This window comes from Anaerobiospirillum sp. NML120511 (assembly GCF_023050955.1).
In the GTDB taxonomy this organism is placed as follows: domain Bacteria; phylum Pseudomonadota; class Gammaproteobacteria; order Enterobacterales; family Succinivibrionaceae; genus Anaerobiospirillum.
Genome location: NZ_JALKIK010000028.1, coordinates 25,478 through 40,424, shown reverse-complemented (window position 1 = coordinate 40,424; position 14,947 = coordinate 25,478). Strand labels below are relative to the sequence as shown.

At 52.9% G+C, this 14,947-nt stretch carries 7 protein-coding genes; 3 read left to right on the top strand and 4 right to left on the bottom strand.

Annotation, left to right across the window (positions count from 1 at the left end; translation table 11 throughout):
• Window positions 1-198: 198 nt before the first annotated feature.
• Together MXE39_RS08620 and MXE39_RS08615 are read right to left on the bottom strand one after the other, a co-directional pair.
• Window positions 199-1,644: a helix-turn-helix transcriptional regulator gene (locus tag MXE39_RS08620; RefSeq protein ID WP_246978253.1), complete on the bottom strand. Its 1,446-nt coding sequence runs from the start codon at window positions 1,642-1,644 to the stop codon at window positions 199-201.
• Window positions 1,645-3,467: 1,823 nt separating this feature from the next.
• Window positions 3,468-4,091 (bottom strand): sugar O-acetyltransferase, encoded by a 624-nt coding sequence (locus MXE39_RS08615; protein ID WP_246978254.1) that lies wholly within the window; start codon window positions 4,089-4,091, stop codon window positions 3,468-3,470.
• Between the two features lie 870 nt (window positions 4,092-4,961).
• Between MXE39_RS08615 and MXE39_RS08610 the strand changes: the two genes are divergently transcribed.
• Complete coding sequence (locus MXE39_RS08610; RefSeq protein WP_246978255.1) at window positions 4,962-6,896, top strand: polysaccharide deacetylase family protein; 1,935 nt, start codon at window positions 4,962-4,964, stop codon at window positions 6,894-6,896.
• Window positions 6,897-7,359: 463 nt separating this feature from the next.
• On the opposite strand, the gene MXE39_RS08605 is transcribed toward MXE39_RS08610, so the two are convergent.
• Window positions 7,360-7,524, bottom strand: coding sequence for a hypothetical protein (locus tag MXE39_RS08605; RefSeq protein WP_246978256.1), 165 nt, complete (start codon window positions 7,522-7,524; stop codon window positions 7,360-7,362).
• 606 nt (window positions 7,525-8,130) lie between these two features.
• Between MXE39_RS08605 and MXE39_RS08600 the strand changes: the two genes are divergently transcribed.
• Both MXE39_RS08600 and MXE39_RS08595 read left to right on the top strand, forming a co-directional pair.
• On the top strand, window positions 8,131-8,511 hold the full coding sequence (locus MXE39_RS08600; protein WP_246978257.1) for a RidA family protein: 381 nt from the start codon (window positions 8,131-8,133) through the stop codon (window positions 8,509-8,511).
• A gap of 1,494 nt (window positions 8,512-10,005) precedes the next feature.
• On the top strand, window positions 10,006-11,178 hold the full coding sequence (locus MXE39_RS08595) for an aminotransferase class I/II-fold pyridoxal phosphate-dependent enzyme (protein WP_246978258.1): 1,173 nt from the start codon (window positions 10,006-10,008) through the stop codon (window positions 11,176-11,178).
• A 999-nt stretch (window positions 11,179-12,177) separates the two neighbouring features.
• On the opposite strand, the gene melB is transcribed toward MXE39_RS08595, so the two are convergent.
• Window positions 12,178-14,043 carry a melibiose:sodium transporter MelB gene (gene melB, locus MXE39_RS08590; RefSeq protein ID WP_246978259.1) on the bottom strand — a complete coding sequence of 622 codons (1,866 nt, stop codon included), beginning with the start codon at window positions 14,041-14,043 and terminating at the stop codon, window positions 12,178-12,180.
• Window positions 14,044-14,947: the final 904 nt, after the last annotated feature.

The window sequence follows — 14,947 nt, the reverse complement described above, 5'->3', positions numbered from 1 at the left end:
GGCTATGCTGCCTGTTCGGTTATCGCACCATGCGGCCTGAGCCGTAAAGATGTCAGAGCCGTATGCCTCCAGGCCTTTATTTTGGGGGCCAGTGGCCCGGCTGCTCCATGGCGATGCCGGAGAGCAATGGCCCTGAGGCAGCTGCTGGAGCAGCGTTCAGGAGGCGGCTGTGGCAGCTGCGCATGGGGTAACGGGCGATCAGAATGAGCGCAGCACTGTGCCTAACACGTGACCGACGATAACGGCATCCTCAGGCATAGGAATGCAATTTTCCTTAATGTCAGGATTGTCAGTGCACAGGCTTACTACTCCTCTGATGCACTTGAGACGTCGAATGGCCACTTCTGAGTCATTGAGTCTGACGCAGACTACACGGCTTATGTAGTCCGTGACGTCGCCGCTGGAGAGCTCAAGAAGCACCAGTGATCCCAATGGAATACCCTCTCCGGTATCGTAGTTGAACATGCTGTCATCACAGGCAAGCATGCTGCCCATGCTGGCATTGCTGTCAGTCATTTTCAGGAAATCGGCAATGCTGCCTGTCTTTGCATCTGCAGGACGGGCATTGTGCTCGTTATTACCTGAAAAGACAGACATGGGCTGATTCATGATGGAGTTTATGGAGGAGTCAGGCTGCAGGCCAGCTGTGCCGCCCTGTCCCAATACTGAGGCTGCCTCTGCGTGAGCTGAGCCAGGATGTGCAGCACCTGCATTGGTTGCGCCAGCGTAAGCTGCGCCCCCATGGCCGCTGCCATACTGAGAACCACCGCAGCCACAGCCCCTATCTCTGTCGTTATGTGCGTGCAGAACGGTAATGGAGATATCTGCCTCACTGAAGCAGTACATACCGGAGAGCACCCTGGCATCATCAACGGTGATAAAGCCATTGTTGGACGTATCCAGCCAGCGCTTGATGGTACCTGGCTGATAGTGCAGCAGCAAGTCTATGTCCTTGTAAGCAAGACCATTGGCATTGAGGTGATAGGCAAGATTGTTCTTGAGATCAGCCATGTTAAGGGCAGGCACTCTCAAGTTCACAACAGTGCCATCCTTTAACCTAACAGGCTCGCCGCTGACTACTCTGCGTGGCTTAACAATGAGATCACGGTGCTCCATACAGTTCATGGCCTTCAGAGCACGCATGATGTTATTGCCACGATAGCGGGTACAGCCATTACGCCACTTGCCCACACTGGACTCTGACAGACCGGTGCGCTCAGCCAGTTCCTTAAGCGACATGCATGACAGGCCAAGGAAGTATCTGAAGTTGCTGGCATAGTCATCATCGCTTACAGGATTTTCTACGCAGTGAACCAGGGTACCGTCAATGTAAATCGACTTGAAACGGCGACCGTCACGATTGACCGGCTGGGCTGGGTCAATCAGGTGTTCAGGGCAGCCAAAGAGACTGGCAAAGGCCCTGAGCATGCGATAAGGAAGAATAAGCGCCCTTTCTCTGCCAGCCACGCTTGCTTCAAAGCACCAGTAATTTGCCTGGCTCATGCCCAGGGCTACCGATGCCTCGCGCTGAGAATATCCGGCACGCTTACGGTAATAGGCCATGTTGGCCTTGGTCTGGTCTATGGTTACTGGATCCGGATATGGAGGGACTCCCGGATCAATATCACCCTCTCTAAGCTTCATACATAACCTCACAAATCAGGCTCTGTCTGTTGTATGAGACAGATACAGGGGGCATATAGCAAGGACACAACAGCACAAATGCTTTTTTAATACTGCAGGCAGTACAGAAACTGTCACCTTTACTCTCTTGCTCGATCCAGGCAGCCGGGCTTTACATCTTTGCAGCCAGCTACTGCCCTCTCAAGCTGTTTGTTCAAACAATCCGACACCAGTCAGGCTCACAGAAACCTGAAGCTGTTATTACCCATGATGTATGACTGAGTAAAACGTTGTCTGGTGACCACTTTGATACTTTTTAAGTTCAATTTGTTGTATCAATGTGGTCATTATATCTATATCTAGATAAATTGCAACATATTCAATACTTAAATCTTTAAAATTCTTTCTATACAGCTACTATTTATCTGCAAACCGCCTGAGAATGCCACTTTCACAAACAACAAACCCTTTGCACATTAATTTTCATCTATCTTTATTCCAACAAAACCGCCCCTTCTGACTGCCCAATACTCCACCAGATCTCTCCGACCTGTACCTTTTCCCACAAAAAGCCCATTAACAGGCCATTTATTGCGGATATAGCAGCCCGGTCACCCTATCATAGCCTGCAGCATCCAATGCCATTACAGGCTGCCCGAACCCCATGCTTTCATGGCAAAAGACAAGGCACCCTATGAAGCGCCTTATCAAAAGAACAGCATATTTATCGCATTTAAGACTTACTACATATTAATTTACATGGATGTGTTATCTTAATAACAGGCAAAAGCCGTTCATAACTTCAGGGAGCAAATTACAGGGGGCTGTACAGCCCTCAAAGAGAATGCGACCTGACCATCCCATGAAAGTCCAGCACGTTACCAAACCATACATCCATAGTCGTTCCAGCTGCATATCAGTACTGCAAGGCGCAGCTCAGTCATGGGCTGTTGCCTTGCAAGGACCTGGCATTCGCCTGTTCTGCAGTACCGCCCGCGCATCAACAAACACTCATTTGTCCCCACTACCATGGTCGCACCGTCCTCTGCACGCACTTGAGATAAGCCTCGTCCCTTTAGATATTTGCGCTCAAAGAAAAAGGCATGTCCGAAGACATGCCTTTTTCTTTGTAAGTTCATGGTCAGGTGTTACAGGCCAAATCAGCAATACGACCGCATCAGCATCTGCCATAGAAGCCACCATGAGGATCGTCCCTGAGAGTCAGTCCTGATGCCACGGTGCGCAACGTACCACTATCGGCCCGACATTTCATGCTTCATGAGCTGAGTATCAGCCCTGATAGTCGGCCCTGATGAGTCAGCAATGATTTCCCGGCAAGCCGTCAGATGTTGCTGATAAAGCCATGTCTGACTGTTCAGCTTGTGCTGTGGGGCAGCAAATGCATGCTTATCTGTTCATTTCCTGCATAGCAGAGCAGATAGAAGGACGGATAAATGAGGCCGTCATCTGCGCCCCGCCGCTCAAATCACAACAGAGACAAATAGCCATAGGAAATGGCAAGAGCCTGGGCCGGGTGCGGCTCGGTCGTCACTGCCAACTGTCAGCAGGACTATGGGACGGCGGCTGCCGACACTTCCGGATGTCAGTAGCGCTGTGGCCGCTGCTGTCACCACCTGGTGCAGGTTGCGCTTTGGCCGCTGCTGCTGTCACCACCTGGTGCAGGTTGCGCAGTGGCCGCTGCTGCTGTCACTGCCCGGTGCAGGTTGCGCTTTGGCCGCTGCTGCCGTCGCTGCCCGGTGCAGGTTGCGCTTTGGCCGCTGACAGATTGGCAGCCTGAAAGTTGAGCAAAATACATCGTGACCATAGCGTTAGTGTGCTGTCAGCTAGAGCTGGAAGGTCTGCTGGCAGGATGGATGAGGCTGAAGATACTTTTCCTTGTCGGCCTCGGTTATCGAACGCATGACACGACATGGATTACCTACAGCAACTACGTTATCAGGGATATCCCTGGTTACTACGGCGCCCGAGCCAATAACGACATTACTGCCAATGGTGATGCCCGGCAGCACTAACACTCCAGCACCTATCCAGACGTTGTTGCCAATGCGTATCGGCCAGGCGTACTCAAGACCCTTATTACGCCTCTCAGTATCAATTGGATGGCCGGCTGTGGTCAGAGTAACGTTGTTGGCAATGAAAACATTATTGCCTATGCTCACCCTGGCACAGTCCAGTACAGTCAGATTGTGATTGGCAAAGAAGTTGTCGCCTGTCTTAATGTTGTAGCCGTAGTCACAGTAGAAAGGAGCAACAACAGTGGTGTTCTCACCGTGACTGCCCAGCAGATCATTGAGCACCTCAAGCTGGCGAGTGCTGTCTGATGGACGAATCTGAGTGTTGTATTCCCAGCACAGATCCTTGGCACGGGCACGCTCAGATATCATCTTGGGCTCATTGGCATCATACAGATATCCTGTATCACGAAGCTTTCTCTGTTCATTTAACATGCTTGCTGACCTCAAATGTTTCTCATACCTGCTCAAGGGCAATCATGCAGACGGATCGCGCTCATAGTGGTTAAACATGCGCAAGGCTGCATTGTGCCCCATGAAGTCTCATCAGTTGAATTTACAACAACTTTGCTTACCTGAGAGATCTTTGTTCCAATGCCTGATCAGTATCCCAGAATCAGCCCCTGACCATCATAAGCTGAGTCATTTTGGCGCACATAAGCACTGGTCTTTGCCTGTCCTCCTGCCCAGCCTATGTCATAAGCCCGGCATGATCCTGTAAGCCCGCATGGTCCTGTAAACCCGCCTGGTCCTGTAAACCTGCTTTGTCCTGTTAGCCCGGCTTGGCCAGGTTTGCCCTCCGTACTCATGCATGTGCTCATGGCGATATGGTCAGGCAACGTGGCTGTCTCTGCCAGACTGATCTCGCATTAATGATTATCCTCAGCCTTTATCTGCCAGGCTTGCCACAAAGGCCCATGTTACCCTTACCATCAGGTCCATTTGATGTCCATTTAATCCCATTTCGGTAAGGCCACTAAGCCCAGCCCGGGTTCAGCTCATTGCCAATACACAGCAGACAGACATGGAACCATTGAACAATGGCATTGCTGCATCCCGTTACGGCCGGGACGGGCAGCACACAGTCAGGTTCCGAAGGCAGGCTTTGGTCCTGGGTGCTACGGGGCAGTCGGGCATCAAGGTGTCACCACGGATCGGTTTGTTTGTTTGTATTTCTGAATTTATACGCCCAGAAAGGCCCTTGAGCCTGTTATATACGTTAATCAGAGACATGGTTATGATAGAATCTGCCTCTGTCGACGTTCTTCCATAAAAAAGCAACATGGGTGACTAATGAACATACTGATGGCCTTGTCGCAGCGCGAAATCACTGGTGCTGAAGTCTATGCAGCAACCCTGTCTGACCAGCTTATTGATCGTGGTCATAACGTATTTATCGTATCTGACACCCTGACTGTAAAATGCAAAGCACCGTTCTTTCCCCTCGAGTTTAACAACCGCTTTTTATCTGCCCGCGTCGGCCATATCATAAAGCTGTGCAAGCTCATCAAAGAACACGATATTCAGGTAGTACATGCCCACTCACGTGCATCCTCATGGGTCTGCTCTGTTGCCTGCATGATCTGCCGTATCCCCCTCATTACCACCACTCATGGCCGACAGCCTGTCCATGCCAGCCGTCGCCTCATTAAGGCTTTCGGTGTCAAAAGCATATGCGTATGTGAAAACATCCGCACCCAGATCTGTAAGGAGCTGGGCTACGATGAAGCAAGCACCCTGCTGCTGCGCAATCCTGTAGACCCGTCAGTCTTTACTTTCTCTGCCAGTGACAGAGACTTATCCAGGCAGAATACCACTCCGTCCGGTTCCTCCGGCACTGACACTGCAGGCACTGTTGCAGACTCTGCTGCACCCGCAGGCACTGATGCAGACTCTGCTGCTCTCTCAGCTGCCGCTGCTGTCCAGAGCTCACCACGCCCAATCCGTGTTGCCCTGGTAGGACGTCTGTCAGGACCTAAGGGCCATGTGGCCTATGAGGTGCTGAGCAAGTTAAGCCCTCACGAGCATATCCATATCCAGATTATTGGCAGCAAGGATATTCCTGAGCGATTCGACAGCTTCCGCAACCTTGCCAATGTTGAGTTCCTGGGCTACCGCACTGATGTGCATCAGCTGATGCGTAAAGCTGATGTCATCGTTGGTGCAGGTCGTGTAGGTGTTGAGGCCGTACTTTCAGGCCGTCCTCTGATTGCTGTTGGCGAGGCCATTTACGAAGGCCTTGTCACCACCAGCTCACTGGCTGCTGCCCTGTCGTCAAACTTTGGCGATATCAACTGCGTCAATGAGACCCGCCTTGATTTCTCATCCCTTAAGGATGACGTTGAGGCTGCCGTGAACCTGTCCGTCCAGGAGCTGAGCTCACTTAGAGAAACTGTGCTTCATGAGTTCAACATGGAGCGCATTGTCTCTACCATCGAAGAGCTCTACAGCCGTACCTTTGTTGAGTACCGTCACTATGAGGTGCCTGTTCTCATGTATCACCGCGTCATTGAAAGCGAGGCTGAGGCCGGTGTACATGGTACATGGGTAACACGTGAGCGCTTTGAAAGTCACCTGAAGCTGTTAAAGAGCAAAGGCTATCAGACTGTTACCTTCAAGGAGCTGGCTGAAAACAATCTGATGTTAAAGCGCTTTGACAGGGGCAATAAGTTTATTGTGCTGACCTTTGATGACGGCTATGAAGACAATTACCGCGTCATGTTCCCTGTGCTTAAGAAGTATGGAGCCAAGGCTGTTATCTTCCTGCTCTCTGATTCAACCTGCAATGCCTGGGATGCCGATAACGCTGAGCGCCCTGAAAAGCGCCTCAGCCTGATGACTCCTGAGCAGATTAAGGAAATGGAGGCATATGGCGTTGAGTTTGGTGCTCACACCAGAACCCATCCTCGCTTAAGCCAGCTGCCTCTTGAGCAGGCCCGCGATGAAATTGCCGGCTGCAGGCAGAGCCTTGAGCAGACCTATGGTCATGCCTTTACCACCTTTGCCTATCCTTATGGCGACCTTAATGAGGATGTTAAGGAGGAGGTCAAAAAGGCCGGCTTTACCTACGCTCTGGCTACTGACTCAGGCAATATCAACATGGACTCCGATCCTTTCCAGATTAGACGTATTGCCATCTTCCCACGCAACAGCATGCTCACCTTCAGACGTAAGATTTCCGGCCGCTACAACTTCATCAAGATGAAGCGCGAAGAAAAGGCCTACGGACATCACAACTGACACAAAGGCCGGTCCGTGCAGTCCCCTGCCAGCCCTGTCAGCTACAGAGATGACGGCTCTCGGCCCGCAACAGCAACTCCACTGCCTCAGGCGCCATCATGGCGCCTGAGTCGTTTCCGTACCATAACTCCCATCAGGCCCCGCCATACCCTGTTAACAGACCGGCCCACCAGCCCCTGCCCTGCTGGTCAGCGCCAGCTCAGTCTGAGCTCAGCTGATGCTCAGTCCCCTGCCCCTTGCGCCTGGCTATGGTAATGGCCAGCATCACCGGTGGCTTTTACCCTCAGCTGCAGAGCCTGCTGCCGCACTCAGCCAGACATGTACCGCAACTGCCTTCGTATCCTGTACCCGGTTAATCATGGCCTGCATCAGCTGCAGCGCCTGACGCCATATCAGCAGACAGCCTTGTCTTATGGCGAAACTGTCATATGGTACCAAGAGCCCATTTTCCAGGTCCGAAAACTCAGCCCTGAATATTACCGGCATCAAGCTCCCATAAAATACGCTGCAATGCCTGCCCTTTGTGTTCATGACTGACAGTGGCGTTGAAGTGAGCGCACCAGTACAGGATGGCCTCGTGCTGCAGGCGCCCGCCCTGCTCAACACCGGCATTATGCTCTCCCCCCATGCATTGCCTGCCATTTGTGTTCATGACTGACAGGAGCATTGCAGTTAGTGGGTTACTGTCCCTGTACAGGATGGCGCCTTGCTGCAGGCGCCCGCACCACAACAGTACTTCTGCAGACATAAGGCAGGCTGCCTGAGTCCTCATAAGTGCCATAATCTTACAGAGGCATACGGTGCATCAGGTAAGCTCATTTTACTCATCCGGCCGCTGCTGTCAGTGCAGCTTTACCGGCTCTGAGCAGGGCTGACCTGTACCTGGATGGTGCTATTTTGGCCCGCCTTGTCAAGGTCAGCACCATTTGCCCACCCAAAAGCCTGGCAGCTCCGGGCATGTTCCTGCCTGGCTGACCTGCTGGCAGATGCTAAGGCTTACCAGGTACCCTTATGGGGCAGACGGGGCATGAGGGTGCAGTTGCGGGAATTTTTAGCCGCTTGCATGAAAAGACTTTACAACTATGGTCAGGTTGCGTAGCTTTATGGCTGTTACAGTGCGTCACCGCCTCATGCTGTGATTGCCAGCTTACAGACCTGCATGAGCCTCAGGCAGAAGGACCTGCCATGACGCCATGACTGTCTGAGCTTTTTCTTTTGATTATTTGAGGTCACTATGTCTAAAGAAGTCATCACTTCAGCCAACGCTCCTAAGGCTATCGGTCCATACTCCAGCGCCATCAGCCTCGGCAATATGCTCTTTGTTTCCGGCCAGATTCCGGTAAACCCACAGAGCGGCGACATGCCAGAGGACATCAAGGATCAGGCCAACCAGTCCCTGTCCAACTTAAAGGCTCTGGTTGAAGAGGCCGGCTTTACCCTCGCTGACGTGGTAAAGACCACTGTATTCCTGGCTGACATCGGCGACTTCACTGCCGTAAACGAAGTTTACTCTACCTACTTTGCCCAGCCATACCCTACCCGCTCCTGCGTTGCCGTAAAGGATCTGCCTAAGGGCGCAAGGGTTGAGATTGAGTGCATCTGCTGCCGCAGCTAATCTCTGCACAGGATAATCCCGGCTGAAGCTAATACTGGCTCCGTCCGTAAGGCCTTTGCCCCGGCACCGTCGGCACGCCTGACTCTCATACCGGGAGCAATGCCTTAATCCCGTGCACCGACATCATAGTGAGGCCCCTGTGCCACTCTGTCAGCCCCATGTGCTTACAAGGTCAGACAACAGCATGTCTGCGCTCCCTGACAGCCGGATGCCTGAGCAGCCCGCAGCCACGAGCTCACAGAAAACCGAACTGTCAGCATCGCTGGCAGTTGCCGCCATGTGCTGCTTAAGCCTGGGCATACTGACTGGTACGGCATGCATGGAATGGAGACAGGCCTGCACTGCAGGGCTTACAGCACATGGAGCAGGGTACAGGCAGCTTACTGCCGGTATCAGCAAAAGGAGCAGTCTCCATAAGGGGACTGCTCCTTTGCTTTTTAAGGGCCCTGCCGGCACTGCTACGCATACGGGACGTCATACCTTCCAGGAGACTTGCAAAGCTGGTCAGCACCAGCTTCAGCCCCAGCTCCAGCACCTGCGCCCACCAGTGGCACGCATCTAAGGCCATAGCTCTGGTCGTACCGACAGCCATGGTTATCCCGACCACATGGTTATCCCGACCTCGTGGCTGTCCCGACCAGATGGTTGTCCTTATCTCTTGGTTGTCCTGACAGGTATGCTCCTCATGGAGTCTCTGGACATCCTGGCAAGCACAGACTCACTGCCAATAATCATGAGTACTGACTGTCCCTGCAGCTGTGTATGCCCAACATCCATACAGACGAGGGTAAACAGTGGATGAACAGCCACGACATAAATGTCCTCATTGAGCTGCATCAGCGGTTTGAACAGTCGTTATAGCAGCCGTCAGGGCTGAGCTGAGGCCACAGCAAGGCTTTTAACGGGGCTCAGGCAGCGGGCAAAGTTATGGCTAAGGCCAGAGACTATTATTGGCAAAGCCTGCTGCTGGCAAACCATGCTTCTGGCAAAGCCGGGCATGGCCCTGACCTCGAAGCGCAATGACCTGTGACTATGGCAGTTGCTGTGCGCTGATCCGTGCCTACAGCTGAGATCATACCCCTGGCACTGCTGGCTGCAATGGAGCATAGTGGTGGTCCGCAGCCAGTGTAATACCAGGCGCTGTAACGCTATTGTATGGCCCATGTTCGGCCCTGTGGTGGTGCCAGGCAGCTTGCCCTGAAAGTCATGACATTGATATTTTTTAGCACAGGGATATGGCACAGCTGCCATTTCTGAGCCTCTGTGTCCCGTCCGGGATGCCTGCACTGATCAGGTGATTAATCCTGCATGGTTTTATCTGCAATCAGCTTGTGCTAACTTTGCAGATCCCCGCTTCATTTGTCCAGGGTACAGCCTGTGAGCAATACCTGAGCTAAGGACCACTCAATACGACACTTGTAAGGCCTGTTGTGAGCCGGTGCCTTTGCCGGTGCCCGGGGCGGGGATGTTGTTTTTCTTTGTTGCGGAGGGCATATGCTCGACTTTTCTACCGTTATCGATCGTCTTGGTACCGACAGCTTCAAATGGGATGTGCCTAACCGTATGCTCGGTGGTGACGACTTTATCCAGATGGGCTGCGCTGACATGGACTTTCTTACCCCTCCAGAGATTAAGGAGGCCATGGTAAGCATTGCCAGCACCGGTCTTTATGGCTATACCTGCAAGAGCGATGAGTTTGAGCAGGGTGTGGCCTCATGGATGAAGGAGCGTCATGGCCTCAAGGTAAGCCCGGCCACTATTTTGTATGCCCCTCGCATTGTTAATATTACCTCCCTGTGCGTCCAGGCTTTCTCAAGCCCAGGGGACGCCGTTATCCTCAACAGCCCTTACTACCCTCCTCTTAATGAGATTACCGCTGCCAACGGCCGTACTGTGCTCAAGCCACAGCTTGTAGAGCGTGAGGGACGCTATGTCATGGACTTTGAGGATCTGGAGCGTCAGCTTGAGCACCACTGTGTGCGCATGATGATTCTGGTATCCCCTCATAACCCTACCGGCCGTATCTGGACCCGTGAGGAGCTTGAGCAGGTGGCAGAGTTCTGTGTACGCCATCAGATCATTCTCTTTGTTGACGAGATTCACTCTGACTTTGTGGCAGAGGGCGGCAAGTTCACCTCCATGCTGGCCCTTGAGGGTGATATCACCAGATATCTGATTGTAACCAGTGCTCCGTCCAAAACCTTTAATGTCATGGGCTGCCACATGTCATGGATTGCCGCACCTGATGCCCAGATCCGCTCCACAGTCAAAAACGCCCTTGTTCGTCATGGCCACACCGAGCCAAATATTTTCGGCAATACCATGATGAAGATTGCCTACCAGAAGTGCGGCTATTACGTAGATGAAGTCAACAGGGTCATTGACGCCAATGATGCATATCTGCGCAAGGCCCTGCCTGAGGTGCTGCCAGGCGTGATTGTAAAGCCACGTGAGGGCACCTTCCTGTTATGGGTTGATTTCAACCCTGTCTTTGGCAGTGAAAAGGAAACCATGGACTTCTTCCATGACAGGGTCAGAGCCCACTTCCACCCGGGCAGCCACTTCGGTCCTGGCTTTGACAATTTCGGCCGCATCAACATAGGCTGTCCGATGAGCGTACTTGAGGACTTCATCGAGCGCATCAGACGCGCCCGCGCCCAGGCCTGACAGACAGACAGCACCGATCCAGAAGCAGCTCTCACCACAGCTCAGTGCATCAGCCCCGGCCCAGCCCGCTGTCAGCACAGCTGATGGCTGCATGCCGGGTCTCTCTGTTACCACAGCTGCGAGCTGCCGCTCCGGCCACACCGCTACCGCCGCTGCTGACTGCAGCCTCATCCTGAGCCCCGGTCATACCCTCAGCACAGAGCAGATCCTCAGCCTCACCAGTCCTGGTGCTGAGCTCTGACCTGAATTAAAAAAGGCCAGAGCATGTGGACTCTGGCCTGAATTAAAAAAGGCCAGAGCATGTGGACTCTGGCCTTAGAGGATTTGTCATGGAGGAGAGAAGAGCAGTCCTACTATGTCAGTCTGTGTGGTGGTGTGTTCCTGACACCTCAGACATGCTCTCAACTTTGCTGAGTTGATAATTTCAGCAAAAACGGTCTTGCTCTTATCAGATCTGGTCTTACTCTTACCGTGCCGCCCCAATGGGCTTTACCTGGACCTCCAGGGTCATCCCGGCCCATCCATTGCAACCCGTGAGGGCTCAGCGCGACTTATGCAGCTGATGGCTGTGCCATCACTGCTGCGACATCAGGGCCGGGTTCTTGCCAGGGCGCTTGATGCCAGGGGCGCTTTATGCCCGGGGAGCTTTGTGTTCCCGGGGCTGCGGTATTGCCAGGTTCAGGCCGGCATCGTGACCGCCCGGTCGGATGCGCTTGTCTGTCCTGAATGCTGATAAGACAGTGAAATCTTGAAATCTGTGGTCCTTTCAGACCAGTCGGGCTTGCGCCTTTGCTTTGGCCTGTGCTGCCTTATCATGGCAGCTGAGCCGGCTGCAGGGAGGCTGCATTTGTCTGCTTTATGGCAGGCAGTGCAGCCTCCTTTTATTTTGTTCCTGGCGGCATGGGACCTGTCAGCTGATGCCGGTGCGGACCTTTGCCGTCAGGCTCCGGGCTGACAGCCTGTGCTGCACAGCCCGGGCTCACAGAGCTTGCGAGGCTCTTAGAGGAACTTCTTTTCAGCGTTGGAGATGAGTTCAACGAGCTGGTATGGGTCATTGCAGGCTCTGATAGCCTCTACATTGGCCTTGTCGTCAAGAATCAGACCCAGACGGCCAATCACGTTGAGGTGAGCATTACCATCGTTGACGCTGGCCAGCATGCAGATCAGGTCACAGGCGCGGCCGTCAGGTGCATTGAAGTCCATTGGAGTCTTGAGTCTGGCAATAACCAGAGTGGTGTTCTTAATGAGGTCAGACTTGGCATGAGGAATGGCAATACCATCAGCAATGCCGGTAGGACCTAAAGCCTCACGCTCCATAATGTCCTTGAGGAAAGCCTCCTTGTCAGACTCGTTGAGGTTCTCTACAAGGGCTACCTTGTCAATCATCTGTGATAACAGAGTCTGCTTGTCGGTGATATCGCAGTCCAGCATCACGGTACGAACGTGCAGAGCGGCACGGACAAAGCGGGTAGACTCCCTGGAGGACTGAGCCTGGTCACGGGAGGACTGCAGGGCAGAGAGCATGTTCTTATAGAATTCGCCGTTGAGCTTGTAGTACTTGATGTACAGAACCAGCATTACCAGCAGAACTACGGTAGAGGCAACGAACATTACCATGCGCAGACCGAAGATAGTGCTCTCAGTCTGAGGAACGTTAGGAACGTAACCTACCAGAGTCAGGGTCAGACCGGAGAGGAAGCCGGCAAAAGCAGAGCCGAACTTAACGGTCATGGTCTGCATGGAGAATACGATGGACTCGGAACGGGTACCTAACTTGTACTCACCATAGTCTACGGTGTCAGCCAGCATTACAGTGGTAGCTACCAGTGACATGGCAACACCCATGGAGGCGATGCAGTAGGAGGCACCGGACATGAAGATGGAGGCATCAGCACCTGAACCGCTGAAGAACATGCCCATATAGCCGCCTACCATCAGCAAGGCAGCCAGGATATATACAAACTTGCGGGAGGTAAAGTTAACCACATATGGGAAGGTTACAAAAGCGATGAACTGGAAGACGGCACCGGCAGCCATGAAGTAAGGATAGGACTCCTCGCTGACGATAACGTACTTGAAGTAGTACAGGATAGCGCCATTGACCAGATTCTGAGCAACCTGCTGAATAATGGTCAGGATAATGATGACCAGGAGCTGATCGTTCTTTACCAGCAGCTGAATCATGCCCTTTACGGAAATCTTCTGACGCAGTGGAGTCTGAACGTGCTCACGGATATTGCGTACGCAGATAATCTCGGTAACGATAAAGGCGATATTGATTAAGATAACGTAACGGAAGAAGCCGTCTGACATGGTATCGCCCATGCCGGTACCAAGGAAGGTAATCAGGCCCAGACCGAAAATTACAACAAACTGGCCACCAATCATGGCACCGGTACGAGGGATTACGGACATGATGTCACGTACCTTGGAATCGGTGGAGAAGGCTGGAATAAATGACCAGTAAGGAATATCGATAATGGTATAGGACATACCCCACAGGATGTAGAAGATACCGCAGTAGATCATGGCCTCGGTCATGTTGAAACCGAAGAAATGAATCGGATTGGTAAACATCATGATGGAGATGACGGAGTTAACCAGGGTACCAATGAGAATCCATGGACGGAACTTGCCCCAGCGGGTCTTGGTATTGTCTACAATCCATCCCATGAAAGGATCGTTAAAGGCGTCCCACAGTCGGGCTATGAGGAAGATAAAGCCGACGAAAGCAGCACTCAGGCCCACAGTGTCGGTGAAGAAAATCATAAGGTAGGCAGCCATGACCCAGTAGGCCAGATCCTTACCCACGGCACCAAGACCAAAGGAGACCTTCTCCTTTAGCGTAACTGGACTTTCAGCCATGATATAACTCCTGATACACACAGTGAAGTCAAGCTCAGCTTATCCCCGCACCTGCAGCTCAGGCCACACACAGCCATTGCCGCTGCCCATAAGACAGTCCCAAAAAGACTGTCCATGTCACACCTTGCAGAGAAGAGCTTACTTCCCTCTATACAACAAAACGAAATCTTTCATGCCTCACCCCCGTCACACTGCGGGGCTGAGCTTTCATACCTCACCCCCGTCACACTGCGGGGCTGAGCTTTCATACCTCACCCCGTCACACTGCGGGGCTGAGCCTTCATGCCTCACCCCCGTCACACTGCGGGGCTGAGCCTTTCTGCTCAAAATCTCACCATCTCCGGCCACCCACATCACGCCCACCAGCTCAGGACTCCCAGCCAGGACACCAGGTCCCCGCCATGCTTCACAGCACCAGAGTGCCTGCACCTGCAGCAGTATCTGCAATACCTGCAGTTTAGCTGTATTGCGCTGTCACACTGTTGCTCATATGAAGCTCATGCAGCACAGCTCACTTGTGGCGCACGCGCGGCTTAAGCTGCTGCCAGAGCCGCAAAGGGCGCGGCAGGGGTGCCTGGGCCGCTGCAGCGGCCCGGCCACCGGACCACATCGCACAACACCAATGTAAGCGCTTACAATGCGGACCGCTAAAGGGATGCCAGTGGCATCTTAAGTATCGGATATTCGGAGAAATAAGAGTTTGAGCAGAAATGCTCGTGAGGTCAGATCAGAGAGCAACTCCTGTAACAGGAGTGCTTACGCACAGAATTGTCGGCAAGTAACACACCATACTCCCGTCCGGCCTGTTTAAGGCCATGTAATCGTTTACATTGACTGGTAAAAAATAAGGCTGTCCACACCAGCCTGGGGAGGCCTGCTGCAGAATCACTCTGCAGCAGCCAAA